The sequence below is a fragment of the Pseudomonas sp. SMN5 genome (assembly GCF_052041925.1).
Lineage (GTDB): Bacteria > Pseudomonadota > Gammaproteobacteria > Pseudomonadales > Pseudomonadaceae > Aquipseudomonas.
The window spans coordinates 273,314-290,483 of the sequence record NZ_JBKGGX010000003.1 but is presented as its reverse complement, the minus strand read 5'-3'; the positions used below and the strand labels follow the sequence as shown (position 1 = coordinate 290,483).

At 63.0% G+C, this 17,170-nt stretch carries 10 protein-coding genes; 4 read left to right on the top strand and 6 right to left on the bottom strand.

All coding sequences use genetic code 11. The features are described 5' to 3' along the window. Positions 1-56: 56 nt before the first annotated feature. On the bottom strand, positions 57-866 hold the full coding sequence (locus tag ACLEJR_RS04655) for a hypothetical protein (protein WP_440796572.1): 810 nt from the start codon (positions 864-866) through the stop codon (positions 57-59). Between the two features lie 243 nt (positions 867-1,109). On the opposite strand from ACLEJR_RS04655, the gene ACLEJR_RS04650 reads away from it, so the two are divergent. Then, positions 1,110-1,706 carry a MarC family protein gene (locus tag ACLEJR_RS04650; RefSeq protein ID WP_440796571.1) on the top strand — a complete coding sequence of 199 codons (597 nt, stop codon included), beginning with the start codon at positions 1,110-1,112 and terminating at the stop codon, positions 1,704-1,706. Here the strand turns inward: ACLEJR_RS04650 and ACLEJR_RS04645 are convergent. The 5 genes from ACLEJR_RS04645 to cobG all read right to left on the bottom strand — a co-directional run bounded on the left by ACLEJR_RS04645 (position 1,703) and on the right by cobG (position 13,445). Beyond that, positions 1,703-8,779, bottom strand: a complete 7,077-nt coding sequence (locus ACLEJR_RS04645; protein ID WP_440812431.1) for a TcdA/TcdB pore-forming domain-containing protein — start codon at positions 8,777-8,779, stop codon at positions 1,703-1,705. The two genes, ACLEJR_RS04650 and ACLEJR_RS04645, sit on opposite strands and share 4 nt — an antisense overlap. A gap of 308 nt (positions 8,780-9,087) precedes the next feature. Continuing rightward, complete coding sequence (gene cobJ, locus ACLEJR_RS04640) at positions 9,088-10,779, bottom strand: precorrin-3B C(17)-methyltransferase (RefSeq protein ID WP_440812429.1); 1,692 nt, start codon at positions 10,777-10,779, stop codon at positions 9,088-9,090. Next, positions 10,776-11,507, bottom strand: coding sequence for a precorrin-2 C(20)-methyltransferase (locus ACLEJR_RS04635; RefSeq protein ID WP_440812519.1), 732 nt, complete (start codon positions 11,505-11,507; stop codon positions 10,776-10,778). The genes cobJ and ACLEJR_RS04635 overlap by 4 nt, the downstream gene beginning before the upstream one ends. Continuing rightward, positions 11,507-12,133, bottom strand: coding sequence for a precorrin-8X methylmutase (locus ACLEJR_RS04630; protein ID WP_440796568.1), 627 nt, complete (start codon positions 12,131-12,133; stop codon positions 11,507-11,509). The genes ACLEJR_RS04635 and ACLEJR_RS04630 overlap by 1 nt, the downstream gene beginning before the upstream one ends. Continuing rightward, positions 12,126-13,445 carry a precorrin-3B synthase gene (gene cobG, locus ACLEJR_RS04625; protein ID WP_440812427.1) on the bottom strand — a complete coding sequence of 440 codons (1,320 nt, stop codon included), beginning with the start codon at positions 13,443-13,445 and terminating at the stop codon, positions 12,126-12,128. Before cobG ends, ACLEJR_RS04630 begins: the two co-directional genes overlap by 8 nt. Before the next feature lie 678 nt (positions 13,446-14,123). Between cobG and cbiE the strand changes: the two genes are divergently transcribed. From cbiE to ACLEJR_RS04610, 3 genes are read left to right on the top strand one after another with little or no spacing between them, the layout of a single operon-like run. Continuing rightward, a complete protein-coding gene (gene cbiE, locus ACLEJR_RS04620; protein ID WP_440812425.1) occupies positions 14,124-15,335 on the top strand; it encodes a precorrin-6y C5,15-methyltransferase (decarboxylating) subunit CbiE in 1,212 nt (403 codons plus the stop codon). After that, positions 15,328-16,425, top strand: a complete 1,098-nt coding sequence (locus ACLEJR_RS04615) for a cobalt-precorrin-5B (C(1))-methyltransferase (protein ID WP_440796565.1) — start codon at positions 15,328-15,330, stop codon at positions 16,423-16,425. Before cbiE ends, ACLEJR_RS04615 begins: the two co-directional genes overlap by 8 nt. Next, on the top strand, positions 16,422-17,147 hold the full coding sequence (locus tag ACLEJR_RS04610; RefSeq protein WP_440812424.1) for a cobalt-precorrin-6A reductase: 726 nt from the start codon (positions 16,422-16,424) through the stop codon (positions 17,145-17,147). The genes ACLEJR_RS04615 and ACLEJR_RS04610 overlap by 4 nt, the downstream gene beginning before the upstream one ends. Positions 17,148-17,170: the final 23 nt, after the last annotated feature.

The following is a 17,170-nucleotide window of genomic DNA, read 5'->3' as shown; positions in this document are numbered from 1 at the left end:
AATTACCTTATTCCATTAACGGATGGCGACTACCGCGGTAGTCGCCAGGAGATCAATCAGATCTCATACTCGTCGATTTTCTGTTTCGCGCGATCACCCAGTTTTGCAACGATAGTCTCTCGGGTCGCATTGATGATTGTCGGCACCATGGTCATATGGCATTCACCGCGATACAGATCGACCGAGCTGCTATCCCAATCCACAAACAGGACCTTGGTCTGGTTTGTCCGCTTGATGAAGCGTACGGCGCCCAAGGCCATGAGGATTTCACCGTGCGGGGTTTCGTGACAGCTCGCCACACCAAAGCCTCCGGTACCGGACTCCTGGATATTCTGATCAAAGAGCCGCAGCGACTTGTCATTGGTCTGCAATGCGGCGATCGCATCACCGGCCACTTTAAGCATCAGCAATGAGGTGGGACCCGGGACGGCAGCCGCCGCCACGGCCGAACCGAGGATTTTCAATACCAGTTGATCCATCTTGAAACTCTTGCCGGACGCGGCAACCTTATCGTAGTAACGCTGCACAATGGTCCAACCACAACTCTGCATGACCTCAAGGAAGGTTCTATACCATTCTTCGCCTTCGTCATCGCGCGGAAACTTCTTGTTGGCCACCAACGATGCAAACAGATAGGAATGCTGGATATCCGCTTGATTTTGCGCCGTCATGCCTGAAACGAACGACAGGATAGCGTCGCCGACAATCGAAGCGCGGTCCGGCTTTTCGATTTCATTGACAAAGCCCGCCGATCCATATTGTGCAGTTCGAGGAGAAACAACGACATCGGTGGGCGTTACATCGTAGGCGTTCAGACGCGCCAGTCGGTCCGCCAAGGTTAAGATCGAATCAGATTTAGCGTTCATTTAATATATCCCTTATTTAATTAAGGCCCTCCATGGGCCCGAGCGCCATACTTACTCATCCACCTTCAGAGCAACAAGTGCAGAACTGTAACCACACTTAATTCCAGACAACAACCGGCAACTAACAGGAAAAACAAACCCAGGTTTTACCGCATAAAAAAGCCTCGAACCCACGGCCAGCCGACAGACACCCCGGCGCCTGATAGACTCCACGCCAATTGTCATTCTTCGTGAGTTCCGACCATGCTCCACGTGCTGTTCAGCGTTTACCTGAAAATGTTGGTCCTCTATAGCCCGTTCTTCGTGTTGTCATGTTTCATCGGCCTGACTCGCGGCTATTCGCGAAAAGAGCAACGCCGCCTGGCCTGGAAGGTCGCGACCGCGACCCTGGTCTCCAGCGTCCTGCTGTACCTCTTCGGGCGGGTGATTTTCAGTGTGTTCGGCATCACCGTGGATGCGTTCCGGATCGGTGCCGGCAGTGTGCTGTTCATCTCCGCGCTGGGCATGGCCCAAGGCAAGTCGGCGGTACAGACCGACAACGTCCAGCAGGACGTAACCATCGTGCCGCTGACGATTCCGCTGACCGTAGGCCCCGGCACCATCGGCGCCCTGCTGGTAATGGGCGTAAGCCAGCCGCACTGGGACGACAAACTCATGGCTATCATCAGCATCGCCCTGGCCAGCTTTACCGTCGGCGTGGTGCTGTACCTGTCCAGCCGCATCGAGCGGATACTGGGCGACCAGGGCCTGCAAATCGTCAGCCGCCTGATGGGGCTGTTCGTCTGCGCGCTGGCCGCCCAGATCATTTTTACCGGCGTACGAGGGTATCTGCTGCCTTAGACGCCGACCACGCTGTTCTGCCGCGCTGGCGACGGGGCGTTGAACGCTTTCAGCGACACGCCGTTCCGGGCGCCTGGCTGGCCGTCCAGCCAGCGGACCAACGCCGAGACAGCGTAGTGCTGGTCCTTGCCGAAGCTGAGCAACACCTCGCCACGCAGTTTGACGTCCGTGGCATGCACTTCGCGGAAAATCACGCTGTGCCCGCTGTCCGGATCAATGATCACCAGGTGCTCCAGCACCAGGCTGAGCAATAACGAGTCAGGCGCCTCCAGCTCCCAGATCAACTTGCCGGGAACTGTCACCGCATCGCCCAGTGGAGGTCGGCAGTCAAGGATCACCAAGCGGGCCCTTAGCCAGGCCGCCTTGGACAATCGGTAACTCACCGTGCCTTGGCCCATGCGCAATACCAGCGTGGTGACGTCGTCCGGCATCAGCGGCAACAGATCGTCGATCTTCATCTCATGCCCTTCGACTACCAGCACTTCACCTTCGCGCTGGACATAACTGAGTTGCCCCACCGGCCCTTTGCCCGGCAGGGTCAGCAGCTTTCCACTGCCGCTCTCATGCAGCAATACGCGGGTCTGGTGTTGAGTGCCGAGCAGTTCGAAGGCCTCGGGAAGCGCCGCTCTGGAGACCTGGATCAGCCGTTCGGTCTCGGCCACGAACCACTTCAGGCTCGAAGGATCCTCCACCGCCAACAGGGGGCTGTGCGAGGGCTGGGTCGCCAGGCGCCTGAGTCCCTCTTGCAACTGATCGCCCTGGGCAATGACCCATTGATGAGTGACCCCGGTGATCAACGGCGACTCCCGGTCACGCAACGCAACCACCACACCCTCGAACGTCACGCCACGCAGCCCGACGCCCTCGACCGTCAGCTCGGCAAACTGCCAGGGCGCCCATTCGGGCTGGGGAACAGGCAGTACGTCGTCCAGCAGCAACTGGGAACCTTGGCCAAAGGCAGCGTCCAGCCGTTGCGGATCGATGAATGCCTGGCGATGGACTTGGCCCATTTGCACATCGAACAGCCAGGCAGCCTCGCCATCCGGCGTGGCGCCCAGCAGGCGGATTTCCTTTCCGGGCGTGGCTGAGGCGAGCAACAGGCGATTGCCGATGTACCAGCCACACAAGCGCGCCTCAGCGTTGACGTTGCCCAAGCCAATCAGGACCAGGCTTGCGCTGGGGGTTCGTCGGGCCAGGGCGTCCAGGTCCGACCACCACTGCGCCCGGCCCTTGAACCAGGGTTCGTTGACGCCACTGAGCTTCAGCTCGCCATCATCGGTCAGGTCGTAGATCAGGCCCCCCGATGTCAGCGCGACGTAGCCAGCGTCAACGGCGACCACATTTTCCAACCGGTCGGAACTTGCCCATTTGCTGGACCAACGCCCTTTGCCCGCGATCACACTACGTCGCCTGAAACACAGCGTCTGCTTGAGCCGGTCATAGACGATAAACACATCGTCGTCACTCAGCGGCGGCAACAGCGTCAGATCAGCCATGTCCTTGATCGAATCGGCCCATCCACGCGGCTCGTTGCGCCTGGGCATCGGACGGATGATCAGCCCGTCGCTGCGGCGTACCCAAGCCATGTCCCGTCGTTGCGCATCCAGTTTCCAACAAAGGGATACGAAGGGCGCCGGCTGCCAGGTGACGGTGCGGAACGCGGCCTCAGGGGCATCGCTCGGCGCAAGCACAAAACCCTCTCCCAAGACCTGTGACCAGCGTGTCAGCGTTTCGCCGGCACTCAGGATGGACTCCAGGGCCGGGTCCAGCCCGCGGGTGATCGAACTCAACAGCAATTGCTCGTCGTGGATCACATACACCAGGACATCGACGGACTGATCTTCGCGGGTGATGTGCTGGACGACATGGACCACACCCTGCGCATCGGCCTCGACGCGCTCGATGCGGGTTGCCACGTTGCTGGTGCTCCACAACCAGTAACGATGGCTCAACAGCCCGGTGACTGCATCGACTTGCCAGATGATCAGGTTCTGCGGGTCGTAGAAGTAGCCGAAATCGTCCACCACCGCCCCCAGCACCGCTTCATCGACGCCCGGCAGGTCATTGCGGATGTAGAGGAAACGATCGCCCTGCGCGTCGTACCAGGCGGTGATATAGCGCGGCTCATCCGGTTTCTCGAAGGGAACCAGGAAGTGATGAATCGGTGTAAATGGCATGACCAGACGATGTTCTCGCGCCAGGGTTCGCAGCCGATCCTGCAGTGCCTGGCGCGCCATGCCCGGTGGCACCTCCTCCTCGACCAGGGTAAGCCTGCGCTCCCCCGACTCGACCTGGAACACCTGCCCATTGGCGAGCCTGAGCAGCGTCTGATGGCGACCGGTCCCGGTGAATGCCAGCTGCACATCGCCGATGAACAGCTTGCCGTAGCCCTCGAACCGAACATCCCCTTCAGCGGCCCAAGGAACATCCAGGACCCAATTCGATTGCTTCAGGCTCGGTGAGTCGAGGGTCACGCTGATCCCGGGATGAAGCACCAATGCGCAACGCTTGCCGGCGCCGCGGATCTTGTAGGCGACCTTGCCGTGCCAGGGCGTCGGCAGGACCGGGACGACCAGCGACCGGTCGACTTCGTCGAGCACCACATCGATGGTCGTGGGCCGATAGTCAGGAACCATGCGATAGAGGATGTAGTCGCTCGGAAACGAGTAGAAGGAAAACAGAAACAACCAGCCGCCATCGGCTTTCTTTTTCTCCAGGCGCCGCGCGATGTCGAAGCCGGGGTCATGGCGCAGTCGTGCGAACGGTAGCGCCTTGTATTCGTAGCGATAACAGGTTTGCGGTGTGCAGGGCAGGACGATGACTGAACCGGCGGCCGGGCTGAAGGTGCTGCGTCCCGGCAGCCTCAACTCACGCCGTATATCGATCGCCCTGGCGTAATCATCATCGAAGGTCGGTACCCCGAAATGGTCACGCAGCGGATACAGCCGGGGGCCGTCCAGCACCAGCTCGGCGCGGGTCAGGTCCAGCGTCTGGAGGATCAACGACGAATGCGGCGACCAGGTTCCCTGCCTGGCATCGAAGCGATAAGCCTCCAGGTGCGCCTTGCTCAGCTCTTCGAAAAGCAACCCGACCTGCCGGGCCTCTTCGGCAATGCTGGCGAACCCTTGAGCCAGGGCTGTCACGCCGACCGCGAGGCCACCGAGCATCACCGCCGCACCGCCCAGGAACGCTCCGGCGGCCGTGGCACCGACCGCGTAGGCGCCTCCGGACAAGACCAGGCTGGCCGAGTCGAACGCCAGCTGGGTCCCGAACTGGGCACGCTCGACCGCGTTTTGCGCTGTCGCCAGTTGATAGATATCAAACCCGACGTTCGCCAGTTGCAGCAGTCCGCCGGTCGCCTCACTGACACTGCTCCCCACCGCGGCCTTGACCACCGGCGCCACGGTTCGGGCAATCAGTTTTTCTTCCGCCAGGGCCTGGCGGACCAATCCCAGCAGTCCCGCGACATCTGCCGCGTTGCCATGCACCAGTTGCGCGTAATTGACATAGGCATGCAGTCGGACCGCCAGGGTCAGGGGCCGGTCCGCCCCTTCCCGCCCTCGCAACGCGTTCATCAGCGCCTGGATGGCGAAGCCGGCGTTCAGAGTATGGACGCTGCCCACTTCAGCGGGCTCGCTCGGCACGAGCGGCCTGTTGGCCAAGGTGGAAAAACGCTCCGCGAGATAATGCTTGATGCGCAGCAGCCGCGGGTCAGTGGAAACGATCCGCACCGGATGCTCAGGAACGGTCGGATCGATCAGGTTCATTCGGTACGCGCCGTCCGAGGTCACCTCCAGGGTGTCGAACAGCGGCACGAGATGCGTTCCCAGTTTGTTTTCCTGCTGGAGGCGAGCCGTAGCCTGCTCGATCTGCCGGCCCCACCCATAAGCGTCCAGCGTCAGCAGGCAGTTGCCGAGCCGAGGATTACTCTGCAGCGATTGCCCGCGTGCACTGGCCAGCCGTTGCCGGACCGGGCGCTGGGACTGTCCGGGCAAGGCACCGGGTTGGAGCAGTTTCGAAACGTCCATTTCACCCGGCAAGGCGACGCTTGCCACTCGCCCGCCATCCAACTCGATCAGGTCGAAGGTCGGGCGCGCCGCCTCGCCATAGGCCGCGTAATGAGCAGCCATGCCCTCGTCGAGGAAAAACCGTTCCAATGCCTGCCTGAACCGTGCCGAGTGCTCGAACTCGAACACCCCGAAATTCGGGTCATAGAAGTGATAAGTGCTGGTCTCGCCTTCGAAGGTCTTGGCCACCAGCATCGCGTGATTGTCGGAGTTGAGCATCAGCGTGCCGGTCGTTGTCCTGGCGTGCAACAGGTCCACCGCCTCGTTCAGACCCGATCGCGCCAACGTGCGGCCGACGTCGCCGAGCTGCACGTCTCGCAGTGATTCGATGCTGTCGAGGAAAGTGGCCGAGTCGCTGGCGCCGGGTTCGATCACACCGAGATAGAAGCGCTCGCGCAGGGTATTGACCGCCGACTTGCCTTGGGACAACGCGGCGGCCATTGCCAGGCTCAGGGGATAACAACGTCCCCCCACCCTGTCGCCCTCACCCTGGAGCAGCAGATCCTGGGGCACCAGCTTGATGGTGTCGGCTTCGAACCCGTCCAATACACCGCCGAGGCGCTCGACGATTCGCGTCCGGAACTCAAGCTGCGCCACCTGCCTGATCCGCGCCACATGCCGGCCCCACTGGCGCAACGTCAAGGATTGCGCCAGTGCGGCTCTCTTGAGTCCCAGGGCGGTTTCACCGTGCGCTGGCGCGTCATCGCCGGCACTGCGCAGCCCCGCCAGGAAAGCGGGCGCCTGACGTTGATACAGCAACTGCTCGAGCGCGGCATAGCGGCCAGCGGTACCGTGTCCGGAGAAGCTGTTGGTCAGGTTGTCCAACTGCGGACGAATCGCGTCGAAGCTGCGGTTATCCAGGGCGTCAGCACCGATCAAGCCCCCCAGCAACAGGCGCTGTAACGGGCTCAGTTGAATGATCTCGAACCGGCCTTGGGCAAAGCCGTCCAGCAACTGCGCGACAGACAATGAGCGTGTCTGTGCATCGCTTGACGAGACGGGCGGCAACACCTTGGCGCTCTGGCCGCGAATCGACTGGCGCTGATCGAACCCCAGCGGTATCGGCTTGCCAAAGACGACCGTACCGTTATGGCTTCGCCCCATCGCCTGGATAAACGGCTCACCCAGTTCATCGGCCAGGTGCTGCAACAGCTCGGTGGACAAGACATGGCGCCCCTCGACCACCGGCCAGCCTTCATCGAATTTCAGGGTGCGGTACTTGAGCAACTCGGCCATGTCACCGGCATAACGAGTCTTGAACTGCCCTTGCTGCCAACGCTTCTTCTCGTTTTCGAGCCATTTTTCGGTGTCGCTCTGGTTCTCTTTCCAGGAGTGATCCTGCTCCTCCTCGGTCGCCAGATTGACGCTACCGATGGCCTCGATGGCCGCCTGCGCTTGCCATTGTTCAGCGGTCCGAGGAGTGAAATGGGCTCGCTGATAATCGTCCATGCCCACCCGCATGGCGGCGGGCCCGGTCAGATAGATCGTCCCCTCGCTCTGCGGACGAATCCCATCGCTGTAGTAGGTCGCGGCGGCCTCGACCAGCAACATTACGGTCATTTCCACTTCCGCCGACAGCTCATGCAACTCACCGAAAACCTCGATCGCGGCCTGCCGCGCCAGCCCGGTCATGGTTTCGATATCGGTCAGGGCAACGTTTTGCTCGTCGGCCAGGCGCGCGGTGGCATCGACGATCTGGTAGTTGAGCCTGAAACGCTCGATCACCGCCTTGAGCATCGCTGCCCCCGGATGGGCCATCAGGAAAGCGTTGCTCAACGAGTTCCGCACGGTCACGGCACGCAGCTCATCCAGACGTGCCTGTCGTTCAACCGGGATGCGGAAGACTCGGTTCAACCTGGGCTGGCTGGCGGCAAAACGCTCGAGCGCCGGGCGGTGCTCCGCGGGAATGGCGTCGTAGTAATCCGTGTACTGACTACGCAGTGCCTGACGGCCAGGCATCCATTCGGGGTTGCGATCAAGCAGCAGTTGCAACACGCCGATCCGTGCGTCGTTCTTGAACGCGCGGATGTCCACTCCCCCTAAGTGCTCCTGCAAGGGCGGCAGATTATCGACATCGGCATATCGGCCGCCTTCGGCGAACAGTGCTTCGATCCGCACGACATCGGAAGCGCCGGCGAACATCCCTCGCAGATTGACCTCGCGCCGATAGATATCCTGCAAATGCTCCAGCGCCCCGCCGCCGGCAAGATCGCGCAGGACCCATTCGTCCTCAGCCATTGCCTCCAGGCTGCGACGGTTATCGTTCCTCAGGGTCATCAGCCGCGCCCGGTCCTGGCCATAAGCCCGGACTAGCAGATCGATTCTCGCCTCATCAGCACTGCCGCCGTTTTCAATCGCTTTATTGATGTGCGCGTACATTTGCTGTTTCAGGACGATGACCCGTTCTTCATAAAGGTCGCCCAGTTCCAACGCATTATCGCTGGACTCTCCGCCACTGCTCATGGCGTCAGCCTTGGCAGCCTCGACAATGATCCGATTGGTTTCATAAGCCAATAGCGCATCGCTGTCATACCAGAGACTGAGTTGATAACCCTCTGTACCCAGTAGTTGTTTCCAAATACTGATGTAGTCACGCTGGATTGCGCCAATACCGCCTCCCAGCCAGACAAAATGCAGGTTCTTCGGCACTTCGACGGGCGGTTGTTGCAGCAGGTCCAGACTGTTGCGCAGACGCGCCTCGAAAATTTCTATCTTGTCATAGGCCTGCGTCGCGCCCCCAGCCTCATCCGGGCTTGCTGACGACTGCGGCGAACGGCGGTGCCTGCTGCTTCCCTTTAATTCGCCCAGCGCTTGCTTGAGCAGCCCCAGCGGCTTCAACATCTGCGGCGAATCCAGTACGGCGATACAACCGAAGTAATAACGCAGCACCGCGTCATATTCATCGGTGCCTTTATGCGCCATCAGCGCCCGCTCCAGGTCTTTTAATTTAAGCAAACTTACGAAGTTGACGTAGTTATCCGCCAATGAAACTTCAGACTCACTCATAAACGACACTTCCATGTATTGAATTCAACTCATCAGGATTCCTTCCTGAACAGTCGACAACATAACGCCCACCCTAATACCGCTCAAACGATAAGAGATTCAATTAATGTCCAACTTAATATAGAAAACCGGATACGTTTACCGAAGACCGACACCGGCCTCGTGGCGAGGGAGCTTGCTCCCGCTGGGCTGCGCAGCAGCCCCTCATCACCCAATGCAGCATCTACACCTGGCGACTGCTGCGCAGTCGAGCGGGAGCAAGCTCCCTCGCCACGGTAGCCCCTCGCCAAGCTCTGATCAAAAATCGATCAGAGCGGTTTGCTGCCATACCAACGCGGTGTGTAGACCCAATCGCCACCCTCGGCACGAGGGAAAACGCAGGTCGTAGAGGAACCGATCAGCACCATGGTGCGCATGTCCACCTGGTCCGGCGTCAACTGCCCCAAGGTGGTAACACGCAAGGTCTGGCCTGGGCGCCCGATATCGCGCCCCAGCACCACCGGCGTCTGGGCCGTGCGATGTTGCCCGACGATTTCCAGCGCCCGGCCCAGTTGCCATGGCCGTGAACGCGAGATCGGGTTATAGAAGGCCAGGGCCAGGTCCGCTTCGGCCGCCAGGTCCAGGCGTTTCTCGATGATTGACCACGGCTTGAGGTTGTCCGACAGCGACATCACGCAAAAATCATGGCCCAGCGGCGCGCCGGCCTGGGCGGCGGTCGCCAGGGACGCCGAAACGCCCGGAAGAATCTGCAGGTCAACGTTGTGCCAGTGCGCATCGGTCGACTCGTGCAAGGCTTCCAGCACGGCGGCAGCCATGGCGAACACACCCGGATCGCCCGACGACACCACCACCACCGAACGGCCCTGGACGGCCAATTCGAAGGCATGTCGGGCACGCTGCATTTCTTCGCGATTGTCGGTGCAATGTTGCACCTGATCGGCACGGAACGGGCCGGCCATGCGCACATAGGTTTCATAGCCCAATACGTCGGTGGCGCGGTCGAGCTCAGCGCGTACCGCCGGCACCATCAGCTCGGCAGCGCCAGGGCCGAGGCCGATCACCGCCAGGCGTCCACGTGGCCGGCCAATGTTTTGTGGATCAACAGGCTGCTCGGCCACGGCGATGGCGTGGTCGCCCACCGTGTGCACCGAGGCCGGTTGCGCGATGGCGTCCGCCATCCATTGGACGGCATCGCCACCGGCCTGCACGAACCGCAGCGGCACGTTCAATTTGAACGCGGCGTCATGCAGTTCGGGACGCGCCATGTCACTGTCCGCTGCCAGCAGGCAGGCCAGCGACTGCATCGCCAGACCGGCCTCGCGCAGGACCTCATCAATGTTCGGCAACGCGCCGGCGCTTACCGCCACCACCACATTGCGTGGATAAATACGCAGCTCGTGCGCCCCAGGCGTACCGGCGGCACTGTCGACACGAATCGCCAGCCGCGCCTGTGCATCTTCCGGTAACCGCGCCTGATCCAGCCACGGCGCAACGCCCTCGATGCGCACAGATTCACCGGTCAGCAGGTCGGAGACAAAACGCTTGCCCTGTTCCAGGTCAGCGAGGCTGTAGCCGCTCGGCGGATTGAGCAGGCACGTGCCGAAACGCAGTTCACCGCTGGTGGTGATCGCGGGCGCGACTTGCAGGGTTTGTGCGATATCCCGCGCCATGACGTTGACCCCGCCCAGGCCGCCCAGCAAGGGCACCACGGCGCTGCCATCCTCGGCCACTGCCAGCACCGGCGGCTCGACACCTTTTTCCAGCAGCAACGGCGCCAGGGTGCGGATGACGATACCGGCGGCGCACAGTGCGATGATCGGCGTGTCCTGTTGATAGAGTTCGCGTAGCGTCGCACCAAATTCCTGGTATGGACGGTCCGCGCCCTCGACCCGCCCGGCCAGACCGTGGATCAGGGCCTCGGGATAGCGCTGCTGGATCCGGCGTGCAGTGGCCAGACTGCCGGGGCCGAGGATAACGATGGCCGGTATCTTGGCCGTCATCCTTGCCACCGTTCGCCCGGCACGATGATCAACGAGAAATATGGCGAGGACATCGGCTCGACTTCATCCAGCGGAACGATTTTCTGGTTCGCCATGGTCGCCCGCTCGACGTACAGCGCCCGGCCCTCCAGACCCAGCTCCTCCAGCACCTGGCGAACCTTGGGGAAGTTGCGCCCCAGTTTCATGATCACCGCCGCATCGGCATCAGCCAGGCGGCGCTTGAGTTCGTCATGAGGTAGCACGCCGGAAAGTACCGACAGGCTCTGGTTGCGATAGACCAGCGGCGCGCCGAGCACCGAGGCGCCACCGAGCATCGAGCAGACGCCGGGAATCACTTCGGCATCGTAGCGCTCGGCCAGGCGATCGTGCAGGTACATGTAGGAACCGTAGAAGAACGGATCGCCCTCGCAGATCACCGCCACGTCGCGGCCGGCGTCCAGGTGCACGGCCAACTGTTCGGCGGCGGTGTCGTAGAAATCGGCGATCACCTGTTCGTACGACAGCGGCGCCGGCAGCGCTTCGGTGGTGACCGGGTAGACCAGCGGCAGCAAGGTCTGCTCAGTCTGCAAATGCGCCTCGATGATGCCGAAGGCGTTGCCCTTCTTGCCCTTGGCAACGAAATAGGCGACCACTGGCGACTCGCGCAGCAAGCGCAGGGCCTTGACGGTAATCAGTTCAGGATCACCCGGGCCCACGCCGAGGCCGATCAGACGTCCAGGCTGCTGCATCATTCGATCTCCGTGGCGAGGGCATTGACGGCGGCCGCGGCCATGGCGCTACCGCCCAACCGGCCTTGCATGATCACGAACGGCACGCCACGGCTGTCGGCCGCCAGCATCGCCTTGGACTCGGCGGCCCCGACGAAACCCACCGGGAAGCCGAGGATCAGCGCCGGTTTCGGCGCGCCGGCGTCGAGCATTTCCAGCAGGTAGAACAGCGCGGTCGGCGCGTTGCCGATGACCACGACGCTGCCTTCCAGGTGCGGACGCCATAACTCCAGCGCGGCGGCTGAACGGGTGTTGCCCAGCTCCAGGGCCAGCTCCGGCACGCGCTCGTCGCGCAGGGTGCAGATCACCGGGTTGTTGGCGGGCAGGCGGGCACGGGTCACGCCTTCGGAGACCATCCGCGCGTCGCAAAGAATCGGCGCACCGGCGGCCAGCGCCTGGCGCCCGGCCGTACCCGCGCCTTCGGAAAACTGCAGGCCATCGACGGCTTCGACCATGCCGCAGGCGTGGATCACCCGCACCGCGAGTTTCTCCAGGTCAGCCGGGATGCGCGCCAGGTTGGCTTCGGCGCGGATGATCGCGAAGGAGTTGCGATAGATCTCCTGACCGTCGCGGATGTAATCAAGCATCAAGTGGGGCTCCGGGGCGAGCGTCGAGCCGGTGGCTGAGCGCTTCAATAGTGAGGTTACGGGCCTGCAACACGCCGAAACCCGGCTGCGTGGCCTCGCGAAAATACAGGTCATAACGACCGGGGGCGACGGCCAGCAAGGTGACGGGCGCGATATGGGCCGCCGCACAGGAACGTGGGCAACCGGACAAATGGACTTTCGGGGAGCTGCCCTGGCGTTGCAGCAGCCCGGCCAGCTGCCGGGCATCGGCTTTCGTATCGGCCAGGGCTTTACCGCAACCGCTGGAACCCGTGCAGGCAATCAGTTGTGCCAGAGGCTGACCGACCGAGCACAGCAGACCCAGGCCTTCGAGCTGCGCCAGCACCTCGTCTGCGTCTTTGAGGCTGACGTTAGGCAGCAGCAGGCTTTGCCAGGGCGTGAAGCGCAGCGTGCCGTCGCCCTTCTCCCGCGCCAGTTGCGCGGCGCCTCGCAACAGGGTGGCGTCGAGCCGGCCAAGGGGCGCCGCCGCGCCGACGTAGAACCGCTCGTCGTGCTGGGGATGGATGCCGAGATGCAATCCGTCGATGGCCGCACCGCGCTGCCAATCCCGGCAAGGTTGCGACGGCACCCGGCGGGCCAGTTGGGCAATCAGCTCGTGCCGTGGGATTTCGCCCAGCAGATGCCGCATGCGGGTCTGATCCGGACGGGCCAGGTCGAGAAACAATTCCAGCACCGCCACCACCAAGGCGTGCCCCTGGGCCAGCGGCACGCTGCCGGCCGGTTGATCCAACGGCGTGCCGGCCAATCCGAAGGCCAGCCAGGGTTCGCCATGCTGGAAAAAGGCCGACAACCACAGGTCATGGGGATGTTCGAGCATCGCCATGGCCTCGCCGCCATCCAGTTGCACGGCGAACTTGGCCGACAACTCATGGAAGCGCTCATGGGTCTGCAAGGTGAACAGAATCTGCTCGGCCAATGGCCGGATATCGAACTGCATCTGCCGGTCGATACCCGCCGAAGGGCTGAGCATCAGGTTGCGCACGTCATCACCGGCCGGTTTGCGCGGGCCAAGCCCGGCGGCCAGCAACTGCTCGATCAACGCCCCATGCTCCGGACCAATGCCACGGATCTGCAGGTTGCCCCGGTTGGTCGCCTCGATCACACCACCGGCAAACCGCTCCGCCGCCGACGCCACGGCCTCGGCCTGATCCGCCCGGATGGCACCGCCGTCGAGCTTGATCCGACAGATCCCACCGTCCAGCGCCTGGACGACACGCAACAACCCCGGACAACCCGAGGGGCGGATGACGTTGGAGGATGGATATTCGTTCAAGGGCAAACCGGCAGATAAGACACGCCACGACGGCGAAGGAGCGCCATTATGCCTGCTTTGTCGGGGGGCATGAAAAGCTTGCTGGTCGGATTGAGGTAGCGCAGGGGCAAATGGGGAAGTGAGATTGCTCGCGATATCGGTCTGCCTGTGATGAAACTATTGAATGCGCCGCAGCCATCGCGAGCAAGCTCGCTCCCACAACGGGATCGCAGGCCGGCCGAGAAAAACAAGCCGCCCACCAGGCCGCCTGGCTTTGGCTCTGGCTTTGGCTCTGGCTTTTGATCTTGAGCGCCCCATTAACCACAAGGGCCGAACGCAGGCATTGCGCAGTGGGCATCCCGGCATGGATGCCGGGATAGCCGCGCAGGGCCATGGATGGCCCATCGCGGCGGGCCCACGGAGCAATGCCGGAGTGAGGGAACACCGAGCCTTGGCGAGGTGCCCAGTGGTGGGGCAAGAGCGTTTTGCTTACTTTTGCGCTCTATCAAAAGTAAGCCGCCGTCAGGGCGGAACCCTAAGCCGCCGTTACCGCAGCAATGGATATGAACACAGAAATCCAGGTCGACTGCCAGACCGCTATGGATCGAACGCAACCTTAACCAAACACTCACGGTATGATGACGGCCCGGTTCGCGGGCATCAGCCTGCCTATCAAACAGATCCAGTCGAGGAACAAAAATGACGCCCTGGTTGACCGTAGTGGGCATCGGCGAAGACGGCTTCAAGGGCCTGGGCCGCACCGCCCGGCATGCTTTGCTGCGGGCGTCGCGTATTATCGGCAGCACCCGGCAACTGGCCCTGTTGCCGCGGTGTATTCGCGGCGAACGGGAGCTATGGCCCAGTCCGTTTTCCCTGGAGCCGCTGCTGGCCCGTCGAGGCGAGGCGGTGTGCGTGCTGGCGAGCGGCGATCCGATGTTCTACGGCGTGGGCGCCAGCCTCGCTAAACAGGTTTCAGGCGACGAGATTCAGGTCATCCCTGCCCCATCGTCCTGTTCGCTGGCAGCGGCGCGCATGGGTTGGCCGTTGCAGGATGTGATGACCCTATCGCTAGTGGCGCGCCCCCTGGCGGTGCTCAATGCCCACTTATCCACCGGCGTCAGGCTGCTGTTGTTGAGCAACGACCGGCACAGCCCGGCCGCCGTGGCGACGCTGCTGCGCGAGCGCGGGTTCGGCCCCAGCGCCATGACGGTCCTGGAACACCTGGGCGGTGGCGCGGAGCGGCGGATCGAAGGCTACGCCGCGCAATGGTCCGACCCGCTCGTTGCAGACCTCAACCTGATCGCCGTCGAATGCCGGGCCGAACCCTCGACGCCGCGCCTGTCACGCCTGGCCGGGTTGCCGGACAGCGCGTTCGAGCATGACGGCCAGTTGACCAAGCGCGACGTACGGGCCATCACCCTGGCCCGTCTCGCGCCGACCCCCGGCGAGCTGCTATGGGACGTCGGCGCCGGCAGCGGCTCTATCGGCATTGAATGGATGCGCACCCACCCCAGCTGCCGAGCCCTGGCGATTGAAGCCGATGAAAGCCGCCAAGCCTTGATCGAGCGCAACCGCGACAGCCTCGGCGTGCCCGGCCTGCAACTGATCCGCGGCAAGGCTCCACAGGCACTGGACGACCTGGAGCCGCCGGACGCCGTGTTCATCGGTGGCGGCGTCACCCGCGAAGGCGTGCTCGATAGCTGCTGGGCCCGCCTCAAGCCCGGTGGCCGGCTCGTGGCGAACGCCGTGACCCTGCAAAGCGAGATGACCCTCATGAACTGGCGCGAACGCCACGGCGGCGAACTGACCCGGATCCACATCGCCCAGGCCCAGCCATTGGGCGATTTCGATACCTGGCGCCAGGCCCTGCCGATCACCCTGCTGGACCTGACGAAGCCTGCCGATGCGTGACGAAACCGCCGAACAGCCCGCGCCCCTGCGCAGCGGCCTGACCACCGGCAGCTGCGCCACGGCCACCAGCCTGGCGGCGGCCCGGCTATTACTGTGCGGCATCGACGCCGATGCCGTGGAAATCGTCCTGCCCAAAGGCAAGCAGGTGCAGATGCGCCTGGAGTTCTGTCGACGCACCGAGCAGGGCGCCGAAGCCGGGACGATCAAGGACGCCGGCGATGACCCGGACGTGACCCACGGAGCCCTGCTGTTTTCCCAGGTGCGATTGATCGCCGAAACCGGGGTACGTTTTGTCGCCGGGCGCGGCGTGGGCACCGTAACGCGGCCAGGGCTGGTGTTGAATGTCGGTGAACCGGCGATCAACCCGGTCCCGCGCAGAATGATCACCGATCACCTCGGCCGGCTCGCCGCTGATACGGGCTATGCCGGCGGCTTCGAGGTCACGGTCAACGTCGAGGACGGCGAGGCGCTGGCGCTGAAAACCATGAACCCGCGCCTGGGCATCCTCGGAGGTCTGTCGATCCTGGGCACCAGTGGCATCGTCCGGCCGTTTTCCTGCGCGGCCTACATCGCGTCCATCCACCAGGGCATCGATGTGGCGAAAACCAACGGTTACCTGCACATCGCTGCGTGCACCGGCAATGCCAGCGAAGACACCATGCGCCGGGTCTACAACCTGCCGGAAATCGCCCTGATTGAAATGGGCGACTTTGTCGGGGCCGTGCTCAAGCATTTGCGCAAGGTCCCGGTGGACAAACTCAGCCTGTGTGGCGGCTTCGGCAAGATCAGCAAACTCGCCGCCGGCCACATGGACCTGCACAGCCGTCACTCCAGCATCGACCTGCCGCAACTGGCGCAATGGGCAGCCGCAATCGGCGCCGACGCGCCCCTGCAACAGCAGATCCGTGACGCCAACACCAGCCAGCAAGCCCTGGCATTAGCCAGCGCCGCCGGCATCGCCCTCGGTGACGCGGTGTGCGAGCACGCCCTGGCCTTCGCCCGCAGCGTCGTGCCGCCGCAGGTCCAGGTCGAAGTCTTCGCCATCGACCGCCAGGGCGGGATCGTCGGCCACGCTGGATCACTGAAATGAACCGTATCCTGCTGCTGGGCGGCGTCACCGAAGCGCTGGCCATCGCCCGCACGCTCGGGCCGCAACACATCTACAGCCTGGCGGGCATCGGTCGCGTCCCGACGGACCTGACCTGCCAGGTCCGCGTGGGCGGCTATGGCGGGGCTGAAGGGCTGGCACAATTCATCCGCGAGCAAGGCATCGACCTGCTGCTCGACGCGACCCACCCCTACGCCGCACAAATCAGCCACAACGCCGCCGAGGCAGCCCGTGCCTGCGCCATCGCGTGCTGGGCCCTGCGCCGTCCGGCGTGGCAGCCCCAAGCCGGCGATGACTGGCGCGAAGTTGCCGACTGGACCGAACTGACCCAGGCCCTGAAACCCTTCCGCCGCCCCCTGTTCACCCTTGGCCGCGAACCGCTGCAACATCTGGATGAAATTCCCCTCGATCAATTCTGGACCCTGCGCGCCCTGGAGGTTTACCCCGGCAACGAACGCTGCGAAGTCATCGGCGCCCGTGGACCGTTCCGCCTCGAAGACGAACGCGAGCTGTTCCAGCGGCGCCAGATCGATGCGCTGGTCAGCAAGAACAGCGGCAGCAGCGCCACCGAGCCAAAGCTGGAAGTGGCCCGGGAGCTTGGGGTGCCGGTGCTGATATTGAAGCGGCCGGTGTTGCCGGCTGTTGATCGGGAGTTTTGGACTTTTGAAGAAACACTTGAGGCGTTGGCACCTTCAGGCTCATGAGCCAATATCTCGGCCTTGCATGA

Bases quoted from the DNA above. Each gene is read 5' to 3' on its own strand.
- ACLEJR_RS04655 (WP_440796572.1), bottom strand. From the start codon at position 866: ATGAACGCTAAATCTGATTCGATCTTAACCTTGGCGGACCGACTGGCG.
- ACLEJR_RS04650 (WP_440796571.1), top strand. From the start codon at position 1,110: ATGCTCCACGTGCTGTTCAGCGTTTACCTGAAAATGTTGGTCCTCTAT.
- ACLEJR_RS04645 (WP_440812431.1), bottom strand. From the start codon at position 8,779: ATGAGTGAGTCTGAAGTTTCATTGGCGGATAACTACGTCAACTTCGTA.
- cobJ (WP_440812429.1), bottom strand. From the start codon at position 10,779: ATGACGGCCAAGATACCGGCCATCGTTATCCTCGGCCCCGGCAGTCTG.
- ACLEJR_RS04635 (WP_440812519.1), bottom strand. From the start codon at position 11,507: ATGCAGCAGCCTGGACGTCTGATCGGCCTCGGCGTGGGCCCGGGTGAT.
- ACLEJR_RS04630 (WP_440796568.1), bottom strand. From the start codon at position 12,133: ATGCTTGATTACATCCGCGACGGTCAGGAGATCTATCGCAACTCCTTC.
- cbiE (WP_440812425.1), top strand. From the start codon at position 14,124: ATGACGCCCTGGTTGACCGTAGTGGGCATCGGCGAAGACGGCTTCAAG.
- ACLEJR_RS04615 (WP_440796565.1), top strand. From the start codon at position 15,328: ATGCGTGACGAAACCGCCGAACAGCCCGCGCCCCTGCGCAGCGGCCTG.
- ACLEJR_RS04610 (WP_440812424.1), top strand. From the start codon at position 16,422: ATGAACCGTATCCTGCTGCTGGGCGGCGTCACCGAAGCGCTGGCCATC.